Genomic DNA, 23,380 nt, shown 5'->3' with positions numbered 1-23,380 from the left:
TCGATGATCAATCAAGCAGCGCTGCTATGGCCTATTTTGCGTCGTCGATTGCGCTTTGTAAGGCGCTTTGACTCAGCGAACTAACTTCTTTGCCATTGACGAAGAAGCTCGGCGTACCCCGCACATTCAGCGCTTGCGCATCGGCATTATCGCGCTCGATCTTCTGCATAATCTTGGGGTCACTCAAATCTTTGGCAAACTGATCGCCATCCAAGCCCAATTCTTGGGCATATTGCAACATCAAGGCAGTTTGTGGAGTTTGTTTTTCACCCCATTCGCTTTGTTTATTGAAAAGCAGCTCTTGCATCTCCCAATATTTGCCTTGGTTGCCAGCAGCTTCGGTTGCGGCAATCGCCAAAACTGAGTTGTTGTGCAAGGGGAAATAGCGCACAACTAAGCGTACATTATCGCCGTTTTGAGCCAGCACATCCTTGACGATTGGGAAGAAGGCGCGACACGATTCACATTCAGGGTCAAGAAACTCAACGATCGTGACTGGAGCATCAGTTTTGCCCAAAACAGGACTATCAGGGTAGATCAAGCGTGAAACATCGACGGTTTGGGCTGGTTCGGCTCCGGCTTTAGTCAACATCACCACCGCCACAATCAACAGCACTGGCACACTCAGCCAAAGCAACATCTTAACTTCACGCGGTAAGCCACCTTGAGGTTTGCGGGTGCGGGCTTGGCGTTTTTTGGTAGCAACAGATTTATTCATGATCAAGCTCCTTAGCAGGTTTAGCAAATAACAAAGCAACGGTAATGACGCTGAATGCGACCCAAGCCAGCAGTGGAATCGTAATAAAGCCATACCAGTTGATCCAACGGGCAAGGCACGAAACCCCTGCGCTACACGGCGCAAGTTCAGCCGAAATTACACCATAGGTCAGCAAACAGTGATAACTAGCGACCAACCAGCCACCAATACTCAACGGCAAGCCATACCAACGCAGCGCAGGGTCACGGCGAATAATCCCCACCGTCAGAATCAGCACCAGCGGATACATCAAAATCCGTTGATACCAACATAAATTACACGGCGGAAAGCCCTTAATTTCGCTAAAATAGAGGCTGCCAAGCGTCGCAACGACCGCTTGAAGCCATGCTAAATAGCCGAGATTTTCACGGACACGCTGTCCAAATGAAATATGGGTGTGATCATCAGGCTCGCTGAGCGCCGATGATTCAATTGCAGAGGGCTGCATAACATCCTTCTTTAATTTGATAATGTGAATAAACCGATCACGACCAGATCAGCCTTGATCACCAAACATGATCTGGCTGATTGGGCAATAAACTTAATGAAGGATTAAATGCTTTTAGGCGGGGGCACGAGGAGGGCTAAACTGGGCGAGCGATAATTCAGTGCATCAGGCATCCAATGCAGTTGATCAGCCACCAGAATTAACTCAATTTGCTCGGAAACTGACAGGAATGGAGCGGCATGGCTAACACAGGCATCACTTGGCGACTCTGCCGGGGTTGAAATTGGCTGTTCGGCATGATGCTGATCGTTAAAACCTTGGGTTACCTGAGCTGCACATGGATAATGATAGCTGATCAGAATCCGTGGCTGGCATGGCGCAAGCACCAACGGAATTAGCAGCAACACAATTGTGCCGAGCCACGTCATAGTGCGTAAAATGTGGAATTCATGCGCCATACAAATAACCTAATGTCCTTTTCGTTAACTACACTATACCAAAATCGGCTCAAAAGGCCAAATTTGGCGTTTCGCAATCGGTTTGCTATAGTACAGCTTGTGGTTAAACAGGCGGAACAAGCATGGCATACGACCAATCATTTTTAGGCTATTGTTGGCTAAGCAGCCTAATTGTGCTGATTTTGCTACCAATCGGCCAAGCCAACTACCATCAGCACACGCTTGGCTGGTGGTTTTACCCATGCATGCCGCAAATTAATGACCTGCCACAAGCAGAATCCGAAGCACCACGTTCACTGCCCTTTAACCCAATTGCTGAGCATGGACACGGCCAACTAAGCTGGCTCGTGCCAAATCCAATGCTCGATTTAAGCCCACTCAAGCAACGTTGGCGCTACTGGGAAACCCCGGTTTTGAATTATGCAATGTGGTTTCACCCGCGCTACGTGCCACCCCCCAAAACAGTTTAACCCATCAACACGTCGAATATTTGGCCCAATGCCCACTGCTGTGGGATATTTATTTTGAGGTTTGCCATGATGTTACGTTATGTCCATTTAATCCTGTTGAGCTTGATTTTAGTCAGTTTGCTTGGCTGTAGCCGCACGCCCAGCGATGATCCACGTTTGAACATTAGCCTTGAACAAATCCCTAGTACGATGGCGGCGCAAACGATTGTCTTGAGCATCAGCGATGGTTCAACTCCACTGGAAAACGCCAAAGTCCAAATCGAGGCCACCATGACCCACGCTGGCATGCCCTCACAAATTGTGCAGATGGAGCCGCTTGGCGCTGGTAAATATCAGGCGAGCATTGATTTTTCGATGCTCGGCGAATGGGTATTGATCGTCAACATCACTGAATCCAATGGCGCAGTTATGCAACGAACGCTGCCTGCCTTCAACATTCAATAAAGGAAGGTGAATGATGCAACAGCTTGAGGCGATTGATTTGCTGAAATTGCCAGGCTTGCGCTGGTTAGGACGTTGGCGCTATGCCCGTTTTGCGCTGCAAATCCCACTATTTGCCGTAGCCATGTTGATGGTGTGGGATGGTATGACTGGCGCTCAGTTGGCTCCCAAAAATAGCGCTACAGTGCTGGTTTGGGTGCATTATCGTGGTTTTTTGATGTTGGCTTTGTTGGTGGTGGGCAACTTGTTTTGTATGGCTTGCCCGTTTATGTTGCCGCGTAACCTAGCGCGACGCTGGCTCAAACCACGCTTCAAATGGCCAAGCTGGTTGCGCAACAAATGGCTAACGACTGGATTGTTGGTCGCATTCTTCTTTGTGTATGAGCGCTTTGATTTGTGGGCCTCGCCGTGGTGGACAGCTTGGCTGATTGTGGCCTATTTTGTGGCCGCTTTGCTGATCGATAGCAGTTTTCAGGGTGCGCCATTTTGTAAATATGTCTGTCCGTTGGGCCAATTTAATATGCTGAGTTCAACCCTCTCGCCAATCGAGGTGGCGGTGCGCCAGCCCCAACGCTGCCAAACCTGCCAAACCAAAGATTGCATTGTAGGACGTGATGATCAGCCAGGTTGTGAATTGTGGCTGTTTCAACCCAAAAAGGTCGGTAACCTCGATTGCACGATGTGTTTGGATTGTATTCATGCCTGCCCTCACGATAATATTGGCTTATTGGCTCGCGTGCCAGGCCAAGAGCTGATCAGTCTAGAACCACGCTCGGGCATTGGCAGAATCGAACAACGCAGCGATTTTAGCTTGCTGATGTTGGTATTTACTTGGGGTGCATTGCTCAACGCCTTTGGTATGATCAGCCCAGTTTATAGTTTTTACAATTGGCTCACCAGCCAGTTTGCCATCACCAGCGAAACATTGTTGCTGAGTGTGGTGTTTATCTTGGCCTTGGTGATCGAGCCAGTAGTGTTGTTGGGCGGAGCAGCATGGCTCTTTCGGAGGATCAGCGGCCATCGCGAACGCTTAATCGCGATCATCAATCGCTTTATGAAGGGCTTTTTGCCAATTGGCATTGCCATGTGGACAGCCCACTATGCCTTTCACTTTATCATCGGCTTTTGGACGATTCTGCCAGTCTTGCGCTCGTTATTGGCCGAAGCAGGCATTAATTTTAGCTGGATGCCCGTAACGGGATTAAGCCCACTCGTGCCGCAAGCGATGATCTACCCCTTTCAAATCGGCATGATTTTGCTGGGCAGTGTGCTTTCAGCAGTGATTACCTGGCAAACGACAACGACGATCACTAAACAACGCCAACATTGGGCATGGCTGCCATGGGCACTGGTTATCGTAGCGATGGCTGGCAGTGCGATGTGGCTGCTAAGCCAACCAATGGATATGCGTGGGATTCTAGAAGGATAATTGTATGCAAGCATTGCAACGCTGGATCATTCTTTTTCGTGGAATGTTTATCGCCAGCTTGATTCTCGTGAGCCTTGTGCCATTGCAACCAGCAGCGGCGCACTTTGGCGAACCCTACACGGTGTTGTATGATCAAAAAATTGGGGAGTTTACGCTCTCGATGAAGGCCGACCCCGACGTGGGCACTGGTACGTTTTATAGCGATATTGAGCTACCAGCCAGCATGAACGATGGTGAAGTAACGATCGCGATTCAAGCGATAGCCGATGCCAACAGCACTGGGCCAAGCAACTCAAGCGCCAGTGGTCAAAGCGCCAGCCACAAAGCCAGTATCGAACAAACCATCGAATTTGATCAAGAAGGCTATTGGACGCTTGATGTAACCGTGACTGCGGGCGAGAGCACTGGGCAGCATCAATTTAAAGTGCTGGTGACCCCACCATTTCCACCGTGGATCACCACCCTGATTTGTTTAGCGCCATTTTTGGTGGTCGCCGCAATTTGGACATTGACCATGCGACGCAATACCCTACTCAAACAACAACAATCTGAGAGCGAAGCGCCGAGAAGCTAGAGATCAGAGTGCAGGGGCAGATGGGCTACGACATTCAAATCTGGCCCCTCGCCCCTGAATCCTGCCCCCTTGCCCTTCGTGATCTTCGTGGTTTCGGCATTGCTACTGCTCGTTGCTAAGGTTGTTGGGTAAATGCTTGCACGGCGTAATAAATTGCTTTGGGTGTGCCATCAGGCGCTACAAAGGTATAGTTATCGGCATAGGTATAGGTAAGATTGGGCAATGAAAATTGCCAAAAGCCCACAGTGCGCATCCATGGCCAGTGTTGCTCGGCCCAAGCATAAGCAGCAAGCGTATTTTGCACGCGGATTGGCGGGGGTACAGCGTTTGGCCAACGCGAATGATCGTTCCAGCCGCCCTCGGTAATATAAAACGGCACATCATAACCTACCGCCACGACTAAATCATGAATCAACTCAGTCCGCCGAAAGTTAGTAATTGTGGGATCTGGCGCTTGCTCGGCGGGATTAACCGAGCCATAGGCATGGACCGAAACTGCATCAAATGGCGGTTTTTCCGCCAAACACAATTTGAGAAAGGTCAAATCATTAACGCTCAGCGTTTGCGGATCGATTAGGCCAGTCGGGCCACCTGGGGCAAGCCCAGCCAAGGTAATTTGGGCATCGGGGGCAACTGCTTTAACGCGCGGATAGACGACTTTCAACAAATTGGCATAGGCCACCGGATCAGGCGCACGATCGCCCCATTCAAAGCGTAGATTTGGCTCGTTCCAAATTTGCAATACCTGCACGCCCTGCGGCACATAGCGGTGGGCAAACGCCGCCACAAAATCAGCATAGGCCGCATAGTGATCAGGGTCGAGATAGCGATCGCTGGTGTTGGCAGGCCGTGCCCAAGCTGGCACAAAATCCAAACGCGCAATCACCGTCAGGCCTTGGCGTTGGGCATGGGCAATGAGCATATCGCTGCCCGTCCACTCGTAGCTATTGGCTGAACGCGGCTGAATCACGGCCCACGGAAACAAATCGATAATCGTAGTTGCGCCCATTTCGCGTACCTGCTGCAAGGTTCGGCGAATCGTGGGTTCATCCAAGCCCATCAAGCGGGTATGAATCCCAACGATTGGGTGCTGAGTTTGTACGCTGGCGGCAGTGGGCAAATTAAAGGCTGGTGGCACGCGCTGGCGATACAATTGCAACAGCGCCACACCCCAAATTAGGCTAATTAATACGCTTTTGAGCAATAAACGGCGAGTTAAGCGCATAATTTAGGCTTTTTCACGCATAATCCGCAGGCCACCGCTGCGCATCGATTCCTTGCGCGACGTTTGAATTGCATCAACAAGGGCAAAATTGCCAGCTGCTGCTAATTGCTGCACCAACTGCTCGATCCCCTTGCGATCGTAGGAAACAATCACACTAGGATTGGAGATTTGCAACGTGCCAAAACCGCGTAACTGAATTTTGCCGCCCAGCTGCTCGACGAGTTCTGAGATGCGAGCACGCAGGCTTTCACGTTGCGTTTCGAGTTCGCTGATTTGGGCTTCGACGGCAACCAGATCGTTGCAGAGGCTTTTGAGTAAAAGTTGATCGGCAGGGTTTAGCATGGACGGCTCCTTCAAAAAACTGCTTGCGCCATCGTACAAGATTCAGCGCTGCTTGCCAACTAGTGCTTGCTGCCCCAGCAACTGCTCAATCGATTGCCAGGCCATCATTGAGTAGCGGATTGTTTTCTGGGCCTTCTGGCGCTTCAGGACTGGAGTTGAGCGGCGGCAGTGGCCCCGCATTGATCAATTGAGTGCCGCACCATGGGCAAAACCAATGATCGCGGGGCGGAGCATCGCCGATGCTCCACCAACCGCTACATGCGCCACAGTGAAAATGGTGTAATTGCTCAATTGAAAAGCGCACATGGCTCATGCAAGTTCCTCATCACGCAGGGTTTGGCGAATTTCGACTAACAATTGACCAAGCCTATTTTTGCCCGAGCCATCGGCCCCGCAACCCCAATAATAATCATTGGGAGCATTCTCGACGAGCGGCTGATCATCAGTTGCTAGCAAAATTGTCCGAATATCAGCGTGGCTACGAAATTTTGCCAACAAGGCGCGGCACATTACAGCATCTTTGATCGCTTCCCAATCGCGGCGCAACGGCTGTTTGCGGCTGCGCCCCAGCCGTGCAGCAATCGCTGGCGATTTGGCTAGCCGAATCGTTGTAGCATAGTCAGTGCCAACAAATTTTTGGGCTTGAAAATAATGCTCACTGGTGGGCCAGTAGTGACCATCGAGCTTAAACCCGTGGGCCGAAAAGTTCGAGAAGCAACCAAATTCCTCTGAAACTGCGTAAAAATAAATAGTCATGATTGTACTCCATGCGAAAATTTGATATGCTATTTTCGCGCGATTACGACTTGATAGCTATCGGCACTCGACCGATTTAAGCTGCATCTTACGACTGATGGCGAGCCAAGCGCTTGTTGATAGACTGTGGTTGAAACAAAAGATCTTTTAAAAACGTCTTAAGGCTAGATGTAATGACACCCAAAAAACATAATTTAACTGTGCCATTATTGGCGCTAAGGAACGCGTTATGACTCAGCCATTTTATAAAATTTGCCCAACTTGTAACACCCAAACCCATCCTGATGTGATGTTTTGTACCAATTGTGGTGGTTCGTTGCAAGGCAGCCCAGTGCATGGCGCTCAAACTGTGGCCTATCAACAAAATCCTACTCCTGCCCAACCAACCTATCAACAATATAGCCAGCCAGTCCAGCCACCGCCAATGTATCAAGCCAATTATCAACAACCAATCGCTCCTTACCAACAACCCAATCAATATCAATATCAAGTGCCCCAAGGCTATGTTGCAGGGGATAAAAATAAAGTTGTAGCAGCCTTGTTTGCCTTTTTCGGAGGGCCATTAGGTCTCCATGGCTTCTATTTGGGTAATCATCAAATGGGGCTGATTTTGCTTTTATCGAATGTGGTGTTCTTGCCACTAACCTGTATTTTTATTGGTATTTTTGGCTATGCCTTAGTTGGCTTAGTCTGTTTGGCCCAAACTGTACTCTATTTGGTTGCTTCTGATGCAGAGTTTTATCAGAAGTATGTGATTGAGAAGCGCTGGTTTTAACTCACTTTATGGCGCTTCGGCGCTGCTCGTAGCTATCGTATGGTTTGGCTATAATTGGAGCTAGCGATATGTTGCAATGGCTATTGCAATTTGGTCGCGGCTCCAATTATATTTTTGGGCTAAGTTGTTGCTCCAACAATGCCAATAATCCATAGCAAACCAAGGCCAAGCTGGCAATACTGATTGTGCCAGCCCAAATCATATCAGCGCGATCAAAGGTAATGCCTTGAAATAGCAATTGGCCCAAACCACCAACTCCAATCATGGCGGCAATTGAGCTAATCGCAATACACATCATGGCGGCAATCCGCAGGCCGGCCAACATAATCGGCAAGGCTAAGGGCAATTCGACTTGCCACCAGATTTGCCAAGCATTCATGCCCAAGCCCCGCGCCGCTTCCAGCACCGAGCGATCAATGCTCTTCAGGCCAACCACAATATTACGCACCAAAATCACTTGAGCATAAATCACCAGCGTCACGATGACGGTGGTTTTGCTCAGGCCAAACACTGCAATCAGCATAATTAGCATCGCCAAGCTAGGAATCGTATATAACACACTCAGCACAGCCATCACACCACCAGCCAGCCAACCAACCCGCACCACCAATAGCCCCAAGGGCAAGGCGATCAAACTAGCGATTAAGAGCGCGATCAGACTGATCGTCACATGCTGGCCGAGTAATTGCCAAACCTCAGCCCGTTCAGTTAATAGATACTGTAGTCCATCAACGATGTCGTTCATGGCTGACCTCAGGATGCAAATAGGCATGAATTGCGGCTAACGAGAGCATCCCAATTGGCTGATTGTGCTCAACGACCAGCAATTGTTCGTTGCTGCTAGCGAGGAGTTGATTCAACCCATCGCGCAGGTTGCGGCTACTTTCGATGCTTGCTAACGTGGAATCATAATTTGCAGGCAGTGGTTGGAGCACATGGCGCACCTGAATCAAACTCAAACGGCGCACCAAATCATCGGCTCCCAGCAACTCGGCGACATAGTGATTGGCGGGATTGCGTAATAAATTGAGCGGAGTATCGTATTGCACGATCATGCCTTCGTGCAGAATAGCAATTTTATCGGCCAAGCGCAGTGCTTCTTCAACATCATGAGTCACAAAAACGATAGTTTTCTGCAATTGCTGCTGAATCCGCAGCATCTCATCTTGCAGAGCGGTGCGGGTGATCGCATCGATCGCGCCAAATGGTTCATCCATCAACATCACCCCAGGATCGGCGGCTAGGGCACGAGCCAAACCGACGCGCTGCGCTTGGCCACCGGAAATTTGGGCGGGGTAGCGCTGGCGAAATTGGGCAGGATCTAGCTGGATAAGCTGGAGTAATTCGTCAATGCGGCTTTGGATTTTGGCTTTGGGCCAACCAAGCAATTTGGGGACAACTGCAATATTTTCAGCGACGGTCATATGCGGAAAAAGCCCAACTTGCTGAATCACATAGCCAATTTGCTGGCGCAATTTCGTGGCATTGATCGACTGAATATCGACCCCATCGAGCAAAATTGTGCCGCCGCTTGGCTCGATCAAGCGATTGATCATTTTCATGAGCGTAGTTTTGCCACAGCCCGAAGGCCCGAGCAAAATCACAAATTCGCCGCGATGGATCGTCAGAGAAATATCGGCGAGCGCAGCAGTTGCGGCCTTGGGATAGATTTTACGAACATTGTGAAACTCGATTGTGCTCACGCCGATAACTCCCTGCACGGTTCCCTCACCCCCGACCCCTCTCCTTACAAGGGTTAGGTTTTAACGTTCCCTCACCCCCACCCCCTCTCCCACTGCGGCGGGCGAGGGGGTGAGGGCATGTTAATCGACGGTGAGTCCCATCCAAATCATTGTTAACAACCTACCCTTGTAAGCGACCCCTCTCCCACAGTGGGAGAGGGGCGACGTTGTGATCGAAAGTGAGCAAAACCTATTTCAACAAACCTTGGGTAGTTAAGAATTCTTTGGCAACATCTTCATACTTGCGATTATTGCCGCTGACCTCAAAATTGAGCTGTTGCATGGTCGCATCGTCAAGTTTGGGAGCTAAGACATTCAGCACTTCAGCCAATTTGGGGTTGGTATCCAAAACACTTTGGCGTACCAACGGTGCGATTTGGTAGGGCGGGAACATGTTGCGATCGTCTTTGAGTACAACCAAACCATAATTGGCAATTTCGCCGTCAGTACCAAAGGCCACGACCACATCAGCATTGCCTTCGACTAAGCCCTTGTATTTGAGGCCTGGATCAACTGGGACATATTCCTTGAGTTCGAAGTTGCCATACTTGGCTTGAATCCCAGGTAAGCCATCTTCGCGTTCTTGGAACTCAGGTGGGCCGATCATGCGTAATTCGCCTGCTTTGGCGGCCATATCGGAAATTGTGATGATGCCAAATTTTTGTGCGCCTTCCTTGGTCATGGCCAAGGCTTGGGTATTATTCATTGGCGCAGGGTCGAGCCATGCAATTTGATATTTGTCGGCATAGCCTTTTTTGACTGTTTCATAGACCGCTTTGGGATCGGTTTGGGTTGGCAATTTGAGCACGGTCAACAAGCCAGTGCCAGTGTACTCAGGGTAAATATCAATCTCGCCTTTTTCCATGGCAGCTTGGGCTACATCGGTTGCACCTAAACCAATTTTGCGTTCAACTTTGTAGCCTGCTTGTTCCAACAAGAGGGCATACATTTCGCCCACAATAAACTGTTCGGTAAAATTCTTTGAAGCAATCCGAATCACTTGATTGCTACTTGGGGCGGGATTTGGATCGCTACTAGGGGCCGTCGTGCTGCTCACTGCATCATCGCCACAAGCGGCTAAAATTGTCATCAAGAGCGTGAGCAATACGGTTAGCTGGATGAAACGTCGCATGAATCCTCCTATCCAACAAGCTTAAAACTGTGGTGGTTGCACCCATCGCAATAGCCCGGCCATGACGATTTCGGCCAGAATTGCGAGCAAAGCCACCGGAATAGCGCCAACAAGCAAAATATCGACGCGGCTCATACTAAATCCTAGGGTGATAAAACTGCCTAGTCCGCCAGCTCCAATAAAGGCCGCCAAAGTGGCGCTAGCAATCACCTCAACTAAGGCGATGCGGATGCCCGAAAGGATGACAGGTGCGGCCAAAGGCAATTCGACCCGCCATAGTTGCAGCCATGCTGGCATACCCATGGCCTTGGCGGCTTCGCGCACGGCTGGGTTGAGCGTACGAAAAGCCGCGTTGGTATTGATCAAAATTGGCGGTAAAGCTAAGATTGTTAGGGCGATAATTGCCGAACGAATGCTCAAGCCAAAGCCTGGGATTGCTACAAACAAAAAGAGGATGGCAAGGCTAGGAATGACGCGCAGCCCATTGGTGGTGTTGATCGCAATTGCACTAATCAGGCGTGAGCGGCTGCTCCACCAACCAAAGGGCAAGCCAAGCAGCAGCGCAATCGCCATCGCGCTAGTAACAAGCTGCCCATGGCGATTGAGCGCTGCACTTAATCGCGCTAAATTGCGCGGCTCAAGCGCATACTCCAAGGCCTGCTGAAATTCACCCACACACATTCCTCGACGTTGGAAACCTCAAAAGCATACCACAAGTTGCAGCAAAAAGTAGCTCTAAAGTGCTTGCAATAAAGCCACTAATTGATCGCGCAAATTGGATAAGCCTGCCCGAACGTCTTCGGAACTTGGTAGTTCAACGCTCAAGGCTTGGCTCAGTTGGTCGATTTGGGCTTGAATATTGCTGGCAATCTCGGGAAAAGCAGCTTCAACAGGCACGCGTAGGGCATTCCAGCCATTTTCGACCGTGCTAAATAAAGCGCGGGTTTGCTCCCAATCATTGTTGCGGACTGCTTCTTCGATCCCCGACAAACGATCAACCAAATCTTGAACTGAGGTTTCACTTAATTGTTGCACTGTATCCGAGACTTGGGTAGCGATACTGCTGCCTGAGCAGCCCACCAGCATCACTAAAAGACTCAGAACTAAAAACCAACGACGCATTTCGACACTCCTTCAGGCTAAGTTTCGTTTGTATTCTAAACGCTCTGTAAAGGGCAAGCAGCGTGCCACAACCAAAAAGCCCCTCGTTTTGGTAACGAAGGGCTTGAAGCAAGCTAGGTTTATTACACGATTATGGGCGTTCCGCGAGGGTAATTTGGACCTCTTGTTGCTGGTCATTACGCTCGATGGTGACCGTTACGGTATCGCCTGGTTTATATTGCAATAACAGGCGTTGCAACGAGTGGCGTTGAGTAATTTCTTCGCCGTTGACTGCGAGAATAATATCGCCCCGGCTAATGCCAGCTCGTCGCGCAGGTGTACCTTCATCAACATTGGTCACGAAGGCGCCTTTATCGTTGGCAATCCCTAGTTCGGCGGTTTCGGGCGAGAGCAATTCGTATTTAATGCCCATATATGGTCGAATAACTTGACCATTGGCAATTAAGGCATCGCTGACTTCACGCACGATATTTGATGGAACAGCAAAGCCCAAGCCTTGAGCCTCATCAATGCCGCCAATATCACCACGCACAACCAACGTATTGATCCCAACAATTTCGCCTTTAAGGTTGATCAGTGGGCCGCCGCTATTGCCATGGTTAATCGCTGCGTCAGTTTGAATCAGGCCTTCCATGCTATCAATTGTGCGGTCAAGGGCGCTGACCACCCCAAGCGTAACACTATTTTGGAATTTACCAAGCGGACTGCCAATTGCCACGACCGTTTCGCCTGGCTGTAGGCTATCCGAATCGCCTAAGGCAATTGTGGCGGGCACGGCATCAAGTACCCGAATCACCGCAATATCCGAAAAGGCATCAGTGCCGATCAACTCGGCATTGTGGCTCGTTCCATCAGAATAAATCACTTGCAAGCGGCTTTGACCTTCGACCACATGATTATTGGTGATGATATAGCCATCTTCATTGATAATTGCCCCTGAACCGCTGGCCTGACCACCAACCACCGTGCTAATAATTTTTACGACTGCTGGTGAGGCATTGGCGACGGTTTGGACAACAGCATCATTCGTGCTGGCAACAACTGGTTGCGCAGTCAGATTATCGGTCGTTTGCTGATTGGCGCTGGTTGGCGTGACCGCCACCGCCGTTGCCGTTTGATCAACTTGAGCTAAGCGATAGCCTGCCACCCCACCAACTAACCCACCACCAACCCCTGAAAGCGCGAGGGCGGCAATAATCAATCCGCCGAGGCCGACGGTACGTTTGGGATTACTCATAACGACTCCTAGTTGCAGAGAGCTTGTTTTGCTGCTTGTATTGTAGCAATATTTAGCTAAAACGTAGGCTAACGCAGGCTAAATAGTGGTTTAGAAAATAGAGATTAAACGTCGCTTTTGCTCATTCAGAATTTATCCAATGCTCCATCAAATCTTCATAACTTGGTGCATCTATAAAAAAAGCCCGTGGCTGAGCCACGGGCTTTTGAGTAACTAATTATAAAACGTATTTATTCGCCTTTACCGACGAGTGGCAGATAAACCGGAATCATGGTTGGTCCAGCGGTAACGCTTGGGGTAACGGTTGGCGTGTTACTTGGGGTAACCGTGATTGTCGGCGTGTTGCTGGGGGTAATCGTAATAATTGGTGTATTGGTTGGCGTATTGGTTGGCGTGTTGGTTGCTGTTGGCTCTTCAGTTGGGGTAGCCGTTACAGCCGGACTATCACAAGCCATAATTTGGAAATCATCGATCGCGATACCACCTAATTGGACACTATCATCAGTATCAAGGTGATAGAGCGCTTGGATCGATTGGCCCTTGAATTCGCTAATATCGTGCAGCTGGCGGCTCCAAACTGTGCTTTCTTGGAAGGTTACACTGGGGTTACCCACCGCATTGGTCATGGTTGCTGCATCAAATTCATACAAGGTTTTAGTTACAACCCCGGTACCAATCGAAGCAGTGTAATGATCAAACGAAGCACTTTCCATTTGATAGCGTTGTTGCCATTGGATATAGACTGGGCCAGCAACGTTGGGAATACTAATTGATGGTGAGAAGAGATTGGCAATACTACTGATCGAATAGGTTCCGTCAAGGTTGGTCTTCCAGCTATTAGCCCCACTATAACTACCGATCAATGGAGCAGCGATTGGTGCGCCGTATTCCCATGTATCAGCGGTTCCGCTATGGGTAAAGCCCCCATCGTTGGCCTCGAAATCGGTGCTCGTGATTGTGCTCATACTCATACCATCGGGGCAACTGGCGGGTGGGGCAGCACAAAGCGTGATACTCCAATTTTGCAGCATTCCACCATTGCTAGCAGCATCATCATGAATCAACAGCGTCCATGTGCCAGCAGAGCGACCACCATCGAACCAATCGAGACGATACGCAAACTCTGGAATATAACGAACTCCTGAGACAATTGCGAAAATTCCAATTGGAATCGCGCCTTCATCATCAAGATCGATATTGATCGTGGTTTGGGTATTATTGCTAATATCGGTAAATAGCCCACCAACATTACCATCTGGACCTTGGAGTTGGACATCCAGGTCGGGCATGTTGGTATGGGTTAGTTCGATACTGACATCAAGATCGGCGATGATAAAGTTATCAGGCACCGTTAGGGTTGAGGTGATAAAGCTGGTGGTCGTCGGAATGGTCTTGGTCACATCGGTGCTGGTGTAGGTTGTACAATTGGCCTGTTGCTCAGCCGGAAATAGTGTAACATCTAATAAATAGGTTGCTTCAGCCGGAATACTTGCAGCCGTCGTTGAGGCCTGCACATAGTAGGTACCACTCGTCTTGACGGTCATAAAATGGGCTTCAGCATTGGGTGAGACTACACTTCCATCATCAACAACTAAAGTAAAGCCATTAAACGTGCCGATTCCTAGTCGTCCGTTCCAAACGATGCCATCACGCTCAGGGTTGAGATCGAGGCTGGTAAAGATCGTATCACCAGCATTCAAGTTAAATTGGTAGAAATCGAGGTCGGTGGTGGCCGATAAGACCCCCGAAATTGTGCCGCTGGCAGGCAACACTTGGGCGGTTGTCACAAGATCGTTTGGTTCTTGTTCGGCAGTTGCGGCTTCGCTCAACACCCGCACATAGAAGTCATAGTAGCGAACTTGGTTGGTGCTGGTACTACTTAACCGCAGATAGTAGGTAGCGGTTTGGGTCACCGGAGCCGAGCTAATCACTGAGGAATTGGCTCCTATCGAGCCATCGTTATCATCGGTTTCAACCACAGTTGTACCATCAGGCGCAAAAAAGGTTAATACCGTATCATTGTTACCCGAAGCTGAGGCCGAAGACATAGTTGCGGCGGTCAGGCGATCGCCAGCAGCTAATTCAATGCTATAGAAGTCAACGTCGCCATTCCAGATAATCCCGCGAATCAGGGTGCTGCTGGACATGATCGCGTTTGCTGTTGCAGTCGTATTGTTGGTTTCTTGTTCTTTAACGCGGACTGCACCTTGCGGTATATTCGCCTGAGCAATTTGTGAGGCGGTTGTGTTACTTGGGGCGGCTTGAACTGGCTTGAAAGCCCGCAAACCCAAGTAAGGCGATCATGAGGCCAATAAACCCAATCCGTAGACGCATGCAAACCTCCTAAAACAAGGCTTTTGCAGGGGCACTAATGAAGGTGGGATTGAGTTAGGGTAGGTTACTTTTTAACCAATTGCAAGGGTGAATTTAGGGGAATTGCGCCAGTCTGATATCCCCAGGCTGGCACAATTGATCTGGTTGTTTTAGCGGTCAATCGTATTTGGCAGGGTCGTAGGTGTAGTGGTTGCCATCCAAGGTTGTTTAGGGCTGGGCACTAATGGACCTTCAACGATAACCAACGGCAAGTATTGGACAATATTGGTTGGTTGGGGCATGGTGGTAGGCGTTGGTGTGATCGTCGGTGTTGCGGTATTGGTTGGTGTTGGCGTGATACTTGGGGTCGGCGTGATCGTTGGCGTAATTAAGTTGGCGTTAATACACCCAGTAACTTCTATATCATCAAATGCAACCCCGGCAAAGTTATCGGTTGAGTTACTACCAAAATTCCATTTTAGTCGCAGGGTATTACCAGCAAAAGCAGAGAGATCATGATGCTGAAGACCCCAGCCAGTACTTTGCTCGATGGTAACTACTGGGTTACCTACATCGACGCGCATCGCAGCACTTTGATGGTTAAATAAGACTGATCGCATTTGAGAACCAATAGCTGTTACCAAATAAAAATCGTTGATGCCACTATCAAGTTGGTAGCGTTGCTGCCAACTCGCATAAATTGGCCCGGTAACATTGGTCAAATCAACTGCTGGCGTATACATTGTCATCAGGGCACTATTTGGGTAGTTGCCAGTTAAGTTGGTATTCCAGCTATTTTCGCCACTATAAGCCCCAACAATTGGTGGGCTATTGCGATTACCCCAAACCCATTGGTCATCAAAGGGTTCATGGGTAAATCCACCATCATCGGCTTCAAATTGGCTGCTATACAGCACGCTACGCGCCATCCCGACTGGACAATCGCTTGGCGCGGGCATGCCACAAATCCGCAAGCCCCAACTATTTAATTGGCCAGCATTTTGGTCGGTATCATCATAAATCGTCAGAGTCCATTGGCCTTGGGCTTGTTGGCCTACAAACCAATCGAGGCTGAAATTGGCTTCTGGGGCAAAATAGAGGTCATTCAAGTTGTTATAGCTACCAAGTGGCAAGGCTGCTTGCTGATCGATCACGAGATTGACGTTGGGGCGCTGAGCGCTGCCAATATCGGTGAAGAGCGCTACCACATTGCCATCGGGTGCGGTCAAGGTCACATCCAAATCGGGCATTAAGCTATGTTCTAAATCAAGCAACACATCAAGATCAGTAATATTGGCTGCTTGTGCAACGGTTAAGTTCGATTGAAGTATGCCGATATTCGGGCCAATTGCTTGAACTTCTTGGCTCATAACGGTTTGGCAGTTGGCTTGCATTGTTGCAGGTAGAATCAGCACTTGGGCCACATAGCTGGCTTGTGAACCAACATCAACCGCCGAACCAATCTGAATTTCATAGATTCCTGCCTGCTTAACCATCATCACATTGGCTTCAGCATTCGGTGAAACAGTGTTGCCATCGTTGGCTTCGAAATACATGGTGTCGATTAACCCAATCGTCAGAAACCCATTCCAGGTTGTGCCATCGCGCTCAGGGTCAAAATCGACGGTGGCGAAAATTGTGTCACCAGCATTGACGTTAAATTGATAGCGATCAAGGTCGTTGCTCGCTGAAAGAACACCACTGACGCTGGCTTGAGTTGTGATGGTTTGCGGCACTTGGTCGTTTGGTTCTTGTTCGCTAAGGTTTGTGCTCAAAACCCGCACATATAAATCGTAAGGCTCGATTATCGTGGTAGAAGTGCCGCCCTCAAGTTTGATAAAATAGCTGCCAGTCGTCGTAATTGGCTGCGAGCTAATTACCGATGAGCCATTGGTATGTACGCCATCGCTCAAATCGGTTTCGAGCAGCACAAGATTCTCCGCAGGATCAGGATTATTGCCAATCGCGGCAAATAAGTGCAGCGTTGTATCACCAGAAGCGATACTCCCCCGCGTAATGGTTGCTAAAACCACCCGTTGGCCAGCAACCAAATCGATTTTAAAGTAATCAACATCGGTTTGCTGAATTGAGCCACGCACAACCAAACTACCACCAACGAGCACATTGGCATCGAGTGGTAAGTCGTTAAACTCTTGCTCTTGGATGCGGGCAAATCCTTGTGGAATTGTTGTTTGTTCAGGGGTTTGGGGCTGGGCTTGAGCCACCTCCCTCGGGTTTTGCAGGGTTTTTCCAACGGTGATCATCAGCAAAAGCGTGAGGATCAAGCCAACACGGAAACGCATACAACCTCCAAAATCTACATCTAACTCAGGTTTGGTATTAGTTGGTTATTATACTGAGTTTTGTAAGAATAGTTTCAATTAATTGGCATTGCTGTTTGATCGTTGGTAAAGAGCTGCTGCTCCAATCGAGGCTGAGCAAAGGGGTGGTAATTGTCGCTGCCCAACGATCAAGCAATGCGCCAAGTTGGACTAAATCGTCGCGCTGCGCGATTTCCAACGGGCGATTGCGCTGCTCGTAACGTTGAATAATCACATCCAACGGAGCATCAAGTTTGATAATCAAATCGGGCTGACCAAGCCCAGCTCTCAACTCAAGATATAAACGTTGGCATAAGGCAAATTCGGCAACACTCAAATAGCCCTGTTGCTGAAAATGCTGGGTAAAAACCCAAAAATCTTCATCAAGGCCGCCATCTTGGACCCCAATGCCAGTTTGCGCCCGAATCGACCGCTCTTGTTCGGCACGGAGTAAGAGGTAATCGAATTGGTTGGCAAGGGCATAACGTTGTAGATTTTGGGCAAACAGTTGTTGAAATGGCCGTTCGGCGTGGCTCTCTAAAGCTGCGAAAAAACGCGGATCACGACATAAGAGATTAGTGAGGGTCGTTTTGCCAATCCCTGCGTTGCCCACAATAGTAATTAATTTGCCCATGATGGTGTCCTTGATTGTTGATTCACTCGTTGCTGTTGTACCCGAAACAGGCCAAAGTTGCAACTGCAAGCAACATCAGGGCAAATTCCCCAACCACTGAACCATGAAATTAAATTGATCGTCTGCGCTCAGCCTGATTGTGGCAGTTTTGCCAACACAGGGCTATAGTTGAAAAGTCCTATTTCTACTACTAGAGTAGCAAGCGCCAGCGTCAATGCTACTTGCTGATTGCTTAGATTTGGCCAACCCAGCCTTGATCGTTAGCCTGAAATTGGCTAGTGAGGTATTGGTAGAGTTGGGGTTCAAGTGGGCCTTGTTGCAATAATGCTAAATTGTGTTGCATATGTTCAAGGCTGCGCGAGCCAACAATACAGCTATGCACGCCTGGGGTATAGGCGCTGAAGCGGAGAGCAATACCCAAAAGTTGCTCAGGATCGAGATCAAGCTGCATAGCTTGGAGCCGTTCCCAATAGACTTCAGCATAATCGCCAACTGGCCGTTGCGCAAAACGCCACGCAACGTTGGCTACTGGGCGTTTGGCAATCACGCCGATTTGGCGTTGCTGGGTTTGGGCTAATCCTTGGCTGATCACCCGTTGATCGGCGAGGTTGACCGAGCATTCAATTGCACCAAAATGGCCTGATTGTACCGCCCAAGCCAAGGGCGCATTATCGCCAGAATAGGCGGCAACCCGTACTTTGCCCGCTTGAACCGCTCGCTCAAGTGCTTCAATCACCTCGCCTGCCCGTAGGGTTTCGACCGGGCAAGAATGAAAATGCACAATATCCAGATAATCGGTGTGCATCCGTTGCAGCGCCGCATCAATTCCAGCGGTGATGATTGGGCTTGTCCAATCGTCGTAGCCCTCAATGCCATAGCCAATTTTGGTTGAAAGCACAAACTCATGGCGACGTTGCTGGAGATGTCGCCCGATGCGCTCCTCGGAAAGGCCATATCCACGGGCTGTATCAATTAAGTTAATGCCTAGGTCGAGCAATCCATGTAGCAACTTGGCTGCTTCAGCTTCAGTTAATTCGTTTCCGCCAATGTGGCCAGCGCCAAAGCCTAGCACTGAAACATGCAAACCAGTTGAGCCAAATTCGCGCAGCAACGGAGCGTTCATCCAATTCCTATTCAACCAAGCATCTCAGCATGGAGATCCTTGGTGCAATGTAAGTTAATCAAGCATTCAGCCATTCAGGGGCTGGGGTAAGTTCATCGGCGGGGCGTGGCCCAGGGTCGGGCAAGCCCGATGCACTCAGGGTTTGTAAGGGTTGGAGTTGCATGTCGTGTTCACAAAGGATTTGGCAAGCCAATCGCACTCCAGTCAGCTTGGCCTCGGCCAATTTAAACGATTCAGCTTTGGTGATGGCTTGGGGTTCGCCAGCCTGAAACTCAACCCGACAGGTTGTGCAACGGGCATTGCCACCACAGCGATGCAAAATATCAACACCATGATCTTCGAGTGCATTGACCAAACGCGTGCCGCTAGCGACCTCAAACGCTGCTTGCGAGCCAACCGTAATCTGGGGCATGCTCCACCTCCTAGAAATTGTGTGAATCGCCAATCCTGCTCTCTTGCTGCTCATTGTAATGGTTTATAGTATTTTTGAATGGGTGAGTATCTCCGATTGCAGTTGAGGAAGGTGTAAAGTCCTCAGATTCTTGCGTTTTCTGCGCCTTCCCTTCGTGGATCAAACTTGATCCATCGCTCCCAACCAATGCCCCTAGCTTACACCAAATTTACGTGGATCGGCTGGAGTTTGATCGCCAGTTTGCAACTGATATTGCCACCAACCAACATCATGCCAACGCTCATGTTTAAAGCCTGCTTGGCGATAAACCCCAACTGGCGTAAAACCAAGCGCCTCGTGCAAACCAACACTTTTAGCATTGGGCAAGGTGATGCCAGCATAGGCCGAATAATAGCCAAGCCCGCGCAAAATCGCTAAAAGTTGCTGATATAACGCCCGACCAACACCTTGGCGCTGGGCCGTATGAGCCACATACACGGTGGTATCGACCGACCATTGATAGGCTGCCCGAGTTCGGTGTTGGCTGGCATAGGCATAGCCTTGCACCACCGCCTGTTCATCACACCAAACTAACCATGGGTATAATTCGAGCGTTTTGCTGATGCGCTGGGCGATTTCAGCGCTAGTTGGAGCCACAACCTCAAAAGAGATTGCGGTTTGCTCAACAATTGGCGCATAAATCGCCTGAATCGCCGCCGCATCAGCCACCGTCGCAACCCGAATTTCAGCCATAGCTACCTCAACTAAAAATAAACCAGCCCTTTGCATGATAGCTGAAAAGGGCTGGTTTGAAAGTTAGGCAGCGTCAGCTTTGAGTGCTGGGCGCACTTCTGGATCGCGTGGCTCAACTATAGGTTTGACATTGTTTCTCAACGACATTGGGTGTTCAACCACAATAAACAACAATGCGCCAACCACCAGCGTCAAGCCAAACATCAACAGCAAAATCAGCCAAAAGAACCAACCAGCCGTTGGCGTAGCGGGTATCAATTTACTTAGCAGCATAAAGCCTGCATGTAAGGCCAAGCCATGAATCAAATAATATGAATAGCTCATATTGCCCAACCAACGCAGTGGTGTCCACGAAAGCGCCTGTTTAAGCCACGATTCAGTTTGGCTAAAACAGTGCCAGCATGCCAACAAAAAGCCACTGAAAATTAATGTAAACCGAATTGCATTGCCCAGCATACCAGTCAGTGGCAACAATGGAGCGCATGTCCCGATGACCAAACCAAGCAAGCCGAGCCAAGCCGCTGGAGTACGCTCGCGATACGATTCCAACAATTCGTGCAGCAAAATGCCAGCAATAAACATCGCCAATTTCAGCGGGCCTTGCCAGATGATACAAACGGCGGTGAGCACCAAGCCAACCACGCTGAAAAAGCCGATTCGCCATTGGGGCGTTTTGCCACGCAAGCCAATCGCCACGACGATGACTGGCATAATCAAATAATAAAACACTTCATAGCTCAGCGACCAAGCAACCGTAATCATTGGCTCAATCGGCAGCAACCCAGGCAAAAAGATTAAGTTTTGAATGAAATAGAGCGTTGCAGCAGTTACGCCGCTGGGGATTTTACTTTCAGCCGGAAAAAGAATCGATAACCCCAGATAGACCATGAAAATCACAAAAAAGGTTGGGTAAATCCGCCGAATTCGTCGCCCGATAAAGCCCATATAAGCTTGCTCACGTTTAATCAACGAGGCATAGATCAAATAGCCACTGAGCACGAAAAATAAATCAACCCCAGTGTTGCCAATCATTGCCAAAGCATTATTAATCGTGGCGGTTGGGCCATCGCTGAATAACCACGGCTGGATCGAACTGCGAAAGTGCACCAAAAACACCAGAAAAACTGCGATTCCGCGCAAACCTTCCATTGAACGCAGGTTGGTGCCTGCTAAACCACGGGCTAGCTCAAAACGCTGCCGAAAAAATGCCATAATGCCTCCTCAGCAAAATTCGCCAACCAATCGATGCCCACACTGCAAAAACCAGAACTCAAAGAACCACTGCCATAAGCAGCACCATTGCCAAACAATTCAGCGTCGATGGAATATCAGTGCGAGGATCGCAGGCTGCGATTGATACGACCTAGTATAGTAGAAATGAATCAATTGATCAAGAACTCGATCTGAATAAAAAGGCAACTTTATCGTCAAAAATAAAGCTGCCTCCTTACATTATTGTTGCTAAAATTAGCTTTAGCAGGTCAATTATCGTTATTCATCGAATGCAGATTAATCCTGCTTAGTATTGCTTGTTTGGCCCTGTTCAATCAGGATATTGGCGTTATTTTGGGTTTTGTCGATCGTAATCGAACAATTATTAATACTATTTAATAATAATCGATTATCCAAACCATGCTCAGGCTGAACATTCGACCAAAATGGCCTAAAACCAGCACACACACGTTTGTCTAGCACCAACAATCCCAACAGGTATCGGTAGTAGCAACTTTAGCAGAGTCATGGCGGGGTTGCAATTAAATCAGTCGGTTTTAGGTGGTACTTTTGGGTTAAATTGCTGGTGAATTTCTTGGCTATGTTGTCCCAGCAGTGGTGGGGCTAAACGGATTCTTGCGGGTGTTGCCGAGAATTTAAACGGAATTCCCAACATTTTCAAATCGCCAATTGTCGGGTGCTGAACGCTGACCACCATCTCACGTGCCAACACTTGTGGGTCGTTCAACACTTGACCAACGCTGCGCACTGCGCCCACCGGAATACCCGCCGCTTGAATTAACGCCACCCACTCAGCACTCGTTGATTTGCTAAACTGGTGATTTAGCAAATCAACCAATTCGCTGCGGTGCTGCACTCGTTGCGGATTGGTGCTAAACCGTGGGTCATCAGCCCAAGCAGGTTGTTGCAAAACAGCACACAACTGTTGCCATTGACGATCATTGCCGACTGCCAAGGCAAACGCACCATCACTAGCCTCAAAGGTTTGATAGGGCACAATCGTGGGGTGGGCATTGCCATAGCGGGTTGGCTCTGTGCCAGTTACCAAATAGGCGCTGCCAACATTCGCCAGCCAAGCAACTTGCGCTTCCAACAACGAAATATCAATATGCTGCCCCAAGCCTGTGCGTTCCCGCGCATACAACGCCGCCAAAATCGCGTTGCTCGCCAACATTCCGGTGGTCAAATCGACGACGGCAACCCCAACTTTGCTGGCCTCGCCCTCGGCTGGGCCAGTGATGCTCATCAAACCTGCGGTGGCTTGCACAATAAAATCATAGCCTGGCAGCTCAGCTTCAGGCCCAGTCGCGCCCATTCCGCTAATCGTCAAGGTAATCAAACGGGGATTTTGCTCGCGCAGACTGGCTAAACTCAAGCCAAAGCGTTCGAGCGTGCCAGGCCGAAAGTTCTCAACCAATATATCGGCGCGGTTGGCGATTGTGCGAATCAACGCAGCATCAGTGGCAGTTTTGAGATCGGCGACCAACGAGCGTTTATTGCGATTGACCGCCAAATAGTAGGCGCTCTCGCCAGCAACGAACGGCGGCCCCCAGCGGCGGGTATCATCGCCTTGCGGCGCTTCAACTTTAATCACATCAGCCCCAAGATCGCCAAGAATCATGGTGCAATACGGGCCTGCCAGCACCCGTGAGAGGTCGAGCACTAGCAGGCCATCGAGCGGAGAACTCAGCATTGAGCAGTACC

26 protein-coding genes are annotated in these 23,380 nt (G+C 49.4%); 5 read left to right on the top strand and 21 right to left on the bottom strand.

Translation table 11 applies throughout. The annotated features are described in order from the left end of the window. Positions 1-31 precede the first annotated feature (31 nt). From ABEB26_RS15905 to ABEB26_RS15895, 3 genes are all read right to left on the bottom strand, one after another. Positions 32-718 (bottom strand): DsbA family protein, encoded by a 687-nt coding sequence (locus ABEB26_RS15905; RefSeq protein ID WP_345723029.1) that lies wholly within the window; start codon positions 716-718, stop codon positions 32-34. Next, a complete protein-coding gene (locus ABEB26_RS15900; protein WP_345723028.1) occupies positions 711-1,205 on the bottom strand; it encodes a disulfide oxidoreductase in 495 nt (164 codons plus the stop codon). Before ABEB26_RS15900 ends, ABEB26_RS15905 begins: the two co-directional genes overlap by 8 nt. A gap of 104 nt (positions 1,206-1,309) precedes the next feature. After that, a complete protein-coding gene (locus ABEB26_RS15895; protein ID WP_345723027.1) occupies positions 1,310-1,663 on the bottom strand; it encodes a hypothetical protein in 354 nt (117 codons plus the stop codon). Between the two features lie 122 nt (positions 1,664-1,785). Between ABEB26_RS15895 and ABEB26_RS15890 the strand changes: the two genes are divergently transcribed. The 4 genes from ABEB26_RS15890 (at position 1,786) to ABEB26_RS15875 (ending at position 4,577) form a co-directional block, all read left to right on the top strand. After that, entirely contained in the window at positions 1,786-2,133 is a 348-nt protein-coding gene (locus ABEB26_RS15890) for a hypothetical protein (protein ID WP_345723026.1), read from the top strand. A 66-nt stretch (positions 2,134-2,199) separates the two neighbouring features. Further along, positions 2,200-2,577, top strand: a complete 378-nt coding sequence (locus tag ABEB26_RS15885; RefSeq protein ID WP_345723025.1) for a FixH family protein — start codon at positions 2,200-2,202, stop codon at positions 2,575-2,577. Positions 2,578-2,587: 10 nt separating this feature from the next. After that, the gene (locus tag ABEB26_RS15880) at positions 2,588-4,003 is read left to right on the top strand and encodes a 4Fe-4S binding protein (protein WP_345723024.1); all 1,416 of its coding nucleotides are present in this window, start codon (positions 2,588-2,590) and stop codon (positions 4,001-4,003) included. A 4-nt stretch (positions 4,004-4,007) separates the two neighbouring features. Next, positions 4,008-4,577, top strand: a complete 570-nt coding sequence (locus tag ABEB26_RS15875; protein ID WP_345723023.1) for a hypothetical protein — start codon at positions 4,008-4,010, stop codon at positions 4,575-4,577. A 115-nt stretch (positions 4,578-4,692) separates the two neighbouring features. Here the strand turns inward: ABEB26_RS15875 and ABEB26_RS15870 are convergent, their stop codons facing one another. The 4 genes from ABEB26_RS15870 to ybiA all read right to left on the bottom strand — a co-directional run bounded on the left by ABEB26_RS15870 (position 4,693) and on the right by ybiA (position 6,900). After that, positions 4,693-5,802, bottom strand: coding sequence for a GH39 family glycosyl hydrolase (locus ABEB26_RS15870; protein WP_345723022.1), 1,110 nt, complete (start codon positions 5,800-5,802; stop codon positions 4,693-4,695). 3 nt (positions 5,803-5,805) lie between these two features. Further along, entirely contained in the window at positions 5,806-6,144 is a 339-nt protein-coding gene (locus tag ABEB26_RS15865; protein WP_345723021.1) for a hypothetical protein, read from the bottom strand. Positions 6,145-6,229: 85 nt separating this feature from the next. Then, positions 6,230-6,457 carry a hypothetical protein gene (locus ABEB26_RS15860; protein ID WP_345723020.1) on the bottom strand — a complete coding sequence of 76 codons (228 nt, stop codon included), beginning with the start codon at positions 6,455-6,457 and terminating at the stop codon, positions 6,230-6,232. Then, positions 6,454-6,900 carry a riboflavin biosynthesis intermediates N-glycosidase gene (gene ybiA, locus ABEB26_RS15855; protein ID WP_345723019.1) on the bottom strand — a complete coding sequence of 149 codons (447 nt, stop codon included), beginning with the start codon at positions 6,898-6,900 and terminating at the stop codon, positions 6,454-6,456. The genes ABEB26_RS15860 and ybiA overlap by 4 nt, the downstream gene beginning before the upstream one ends. A gap of 229 nt (positions 6,901-7,129) precedes the next feature. Here ybiA and ABEB26_RS15850 point away from each other — a divergent pair, with 229 nt between their 5' ends. Beyond that, complete coding sequence (locus ABEB26_RS15850; RefSeq protein ID WP_345723018.1) at positions 7,130-7,675, top strand: TM2 domain-containing protein; 546 nt, start codon at positions 7,130-7,132, stop codon at positions 7,673-7,675. Positions 7,676-7,781: 106 nt separating this feature from the next. Here ABEB26_RS15850 and ABEB26_RS15845 read toward each other — a convergent pair whose 3' ends face one another. From ABEB26_RS15845 to ABEB26_RS15780, 14 genes are all read right to left on the bottom strand, one after another. Continuing rightward, entirely contained in the window at positions 7,782-8,420 is a 639-nt protein-coding gene (locus ABEB26_RS15845; RefSeq protein ID WP_345723017.1) for an ABC transporter permease, read from the bottom strand. After that, positions 8,404-9,378 carry an ABC transporter ATP-binding protein gene (locus tag ABEB26_RS15840; protein ID WP_345723016.1) on the bottom strand — a complete coding sequence of 325 codons (975 nt, stop codon included), beginning with the start codon at positions 9,376-9,378 and terminating at the stop codon, positions 8,404-8,406. Before ABEB26_RS15840 ends, ABEB26_RS15845 begins: the two co-directional genes overlap by 17 nt. Before the next feature lie 229 nt (positions 9,379-9,607). Next, complete coding sequence (locus tag ABEB26_RS15835; protein WP_345723015.1) at positions 9,608-10,549, bottom strand: glycine betaine ABC transporter substrate-binding protein; 942 nt, start codon at positions 10,547-10,549, stop codon at positions 9,608-9,610. A gap of 21 nt (positions 10,550-10,570) precedes the next feature. After that, positions 10,571-11,230 (bottom strand): ABC transporter permease, encoded by a 660-nt coding sequence (locus ABEB26_RS15830; protein WP_486348313.1) that lies wholly within the window; start codon positions 11,228-11,230, stop codon positions 10,571-10,573. 54 nt (positions 11,231-11,284) lie between these two features. Then, positions 11,285-11,671: a hypothetical protein gene (locus ABEB26_RS15825; protein ID WP_345723012.1), complete on the bottom strand. Its 387-nt coding sequence runs from the start codon at positions 11,669-11,671 to the stop codon at positions 11,285-11,287. 130 nt (positions 11,672-11,801) lie between these two features. Beyond that, a complete protein-coding gene (locus ABEB26_RS15820; RefSeq protein ID WP_345723011.1) occupies positions 11,802-12,908 on the bottom strand; it encodes a S1C family serine protease in 1,107 nt (368 codons plus the stop codon). A 230-nt stretch (positions 12,909-13,138) separates the two neighbouring features. Then, complete coding sequence (locus tag ABEB26_RS15815; RefSeq protein ID WP_345723010.1) at positions 13,139-15,199, bottom strand: pre-peptidase C-terminal domain-containing protein; 2,061 nt, start codon at positions 15,197-15,199, stop codon at positions 13,139-13,141. A 192-nt stretch (positions 15,200-15,391) separates the two neighbouring features. Further along, on the bottom strand, positions 15,392-17,524 hold the full coding sequence (locus ABEB26_RS15810; protein ID WP_345723009.1) for a proprotein convertase P-domain-containing protein: 2,133 nt from the start codon (positions 17,522-17,524) through the stop codon (positions 15,392-15,394). A 37-nt stretch (positions 17,525-17,561) separates the two neighbouring features. Next, complete coding sequence (locus tag ABEB26_RS15805) at positions 17,562-18,176, bottom strand: deoxynucleoside kinase (protein ID WP_345723008.1); 615 nt, start codon at positions 18,174-18,176, stop codon at positions 17,562-17,564. A gap of 232 nt (positions 18,177-18,408) precedes the next feature. Further along, positions 18,409-19,299: an aldo/keto reductase gene (locus ABEB26_RS15800; RefSeq protein WP_345723007.1), complete on the bottom strand. Its 891-nt coding sequence runs from the start codon at positions 19,297-19,299 to the stop codon at positions 18,409-18,411. A gap of 58 nt (positions 19,300-19,357) precedes the next feature. Beyond that, complete coding sequence (locus ABEB26_RS15795; protein ID WP_345723006.1) at positions 19,358-19,711, bottom strand: 2Fe-2S iron-sulfur cluster-binding protein; 354 nt, start codon at positions 19,709-19,711, stop codon at positions 19,358-19,360. Positions 19,712-19,903: 192 nt separating this feature from the next. Beyond that, on the bottom strand, positions 19,904-20,443 hold the full coding sequence (locus ABEB26_RS15790) for an arsinothricin resistance N-acetyltransferase ArsN1 family B (RefSeq protein ID WP_345723005.1): 540 nt from the start codon (positions 20,441-20,443) through the stop codon (positions 19,904-19,906). 63 nt (positions 20,444-20,506) lie between these two features. Next, positions 20,507-21,655, bottom strand: coding sequence for an acyltransferase family protein (locus ABEB26_RS15785; RefSeq protein ID WP_345723004.1), 1,149 nt, complete (start codon positions 21,653-21,655; stop codon positions 20,507-20,509). 547 nt (positions 21,656-22,202) lie between these two features. After that, positions 22,203-23,369: a CaiB/BaiF CoA transferase family protein gene (locus ABEB26_RS15780; protein WP_345723003.1), complete on the bottom strand. Its 1,167-nt coding sequence runs from the start codon at positions 23,367-23,369 to the stop codon at positions 22,203-22,205. Positions 23,370-23,380 lie beyond the last annotated feature (11 nt).

Source organism: Herpetosiphon gulosus (genome assembly GCF_039545135.1).
GTDB lineage: Bacteria > Chloroflexota > Chloroflexia > Chloroflexales > Herpetosiphonaceae > Herpetosiphon > Herpetosiphon gulosus.
Note: the sequence above shows the minus strand (reverse complement) of the source record. Positions and strands in the feature narration are given on the sequence as shown.

Coding starts and splice junctions, on each gene's coding strand:
- ABEB26_RS15905 (WP_345723029.1), bottom strand. CDS start 718: ATGAATAAATCTGTTGCTACCAAAAAACGCCAAGCCCGCACCCGCAAA.
- ABEB26_RS15900 (WP_345723028.1), bottom strand. CDS start 1,205: ATGCAGCCCTCTGCAATTGAATCATCGGCGCTCAGCGAGCCTGATGAT.
- ABEB26_RS15895 (WP_345723027.1), bottom strand. CDS start 1,663: ATGGCGCATGAATTCCACATTTTACGCACTATGACGTGGCTCGGCACA.
- ABEB26_RS15890 (WP_345723026.1), top strand. CDS start 1,786: ATGGCATACGACCAATCATTTTTAGGCTATTGTTGGCTAAGCAGCCTA.
- ABEB26_RS15885 (WP_345723025.1), top strand. CDS start 2,200: ATGATGTTACGTTATGTCCATTTAATCCTGTTGAGCTTGATTTTAGTC.
- ABEB26_RS15880 (WP_345723024.1), top strand. CDS start 2,588: ATGATGCAACAGCTTGAGGCGATTGATTTGCTGAAATTGCCAGGCTTG.
- ABEB26_RS15875 (WP_345723023.1), top strand. CDS start 4,008: ATGCAAGCATTGCAACGCTGGATCATTCTTTTTCGTGGAATGTTTATC.
- ABEB26_RS15870 (WP_345723022.1), bottom strand. CDS start 5,802: ATGCGCTTAACTCGCCGTTTATTGCTCAAAAGCGTATTAATTAGCCTA.
- ABEB26_RS15865 (WP_345723021.1), bottom strand. CDS start 6,144: ATGCTAAACCCTGCCGATCAACTTTTACTCAAAAGCCTCTGCAACGAT.
- ABEB26_RS15860 (WP_345723020.1), bottom strand. CDS start 6,457: ATGAGCCATGTGCGCTTTTCAATTGAGCAATTACACCATTTTCACTGT.
- ybiA (WP_345723019.1), bottom strand. CDS start 6,900: ATGACTATTTATTTTTACGCAGTTTCAGAGGAATTTGGTTGCTTCTCG.
- ABEB26_RS15850 (WP_345723018.1), top strand. CDS start 7,130: ATGACTCAGCCATTTTATAAAATTTGCCCAACTTGTAACACCCAAACC.
- ABEB26_RS15845 (WP_345723017.1), bottom strand. CDS start 8,420: ATGAACGACATCGTTGATGGACTACAGTATCTATTAACTGAACGGGCT.
- ABEB26_RS15835 (WP_345723015.1), bottom strand. CDS start 10,549: ATGCGACGTTTCATCCAGCTAACCGTATTGCTCACGCTCTTGATGACA.
- ABEB26_RS15830 (WP_486348313.1), bottom strand. CDS start 11,230: ATGTGTGTGGGTGAATTTCAGCAGGCCTTGGAGTATGCGCTTGAGCCG.
- ABEB26_RS15825 (WP_345723012.1), bottom strand. CDS start 11,671: ATGCGTCGTTGGTTTTTAGTTCTGAGTCTTTTAGTGATGCTGGTGGGC.
- ABEB26_RS15820 (WP_345723011.1), bottom strand. CDS start 12,908: ATGAGTAATCCCAAACGTACCGTCGGCCTCGGCGGATTGATTATTGCC.
- ABEB26_RS15810 (WP_345723009.1), bottom strand. CDS start 17,524: ATGCGTTTCCGTGTTGGCTTGATCCTCACGCTTTTGCTGATGATCACC.
- ABEB26_RS15805 (WP_345723008.1), bottom strand. CDS start 18,176: ATGGGCAAATTAATTACTATTGTGGGCAACGCAGGGATTGGCAAAACG.
- ABEB26_RS15800 (WP_345723007.1), bottom strand. CDS start 19,299: ATGAACGCTCCGTTGCTGCGCGAATTTGGCTCAACTGGTTTGCATGTT.
- ABEB26_RS15795 (WP_345723006.1), bottom strand. CDS start 19,711: ATGCCCCAGATTACGGTTGGCTCGCAAGCAGCGTTTGAGGTCGCTAGC.
- ABEB26_RS15790 (WP_345723005.1), bottom strand. CDS start 20,443: ATGGCTGAAATTCGGGTTGCGACGGTGGCTGATGCGGCGGCGATTCAG.
- ABEB26_RS15785 (WP_345723004.1), bottom strand. CDS start 21,655: ATGGCATTTTTTCGGCAGCGTTTTGAGCTAGCCCGTGGTTTAGCAGGC.
- ABEB26_RS15780 (WP_345723003.1), bottom strand. CDS start 23,369: ATGCTGAGTTCTCCGCTCGATGGCCTGCTAGTGCTCGACCTCTCACGG.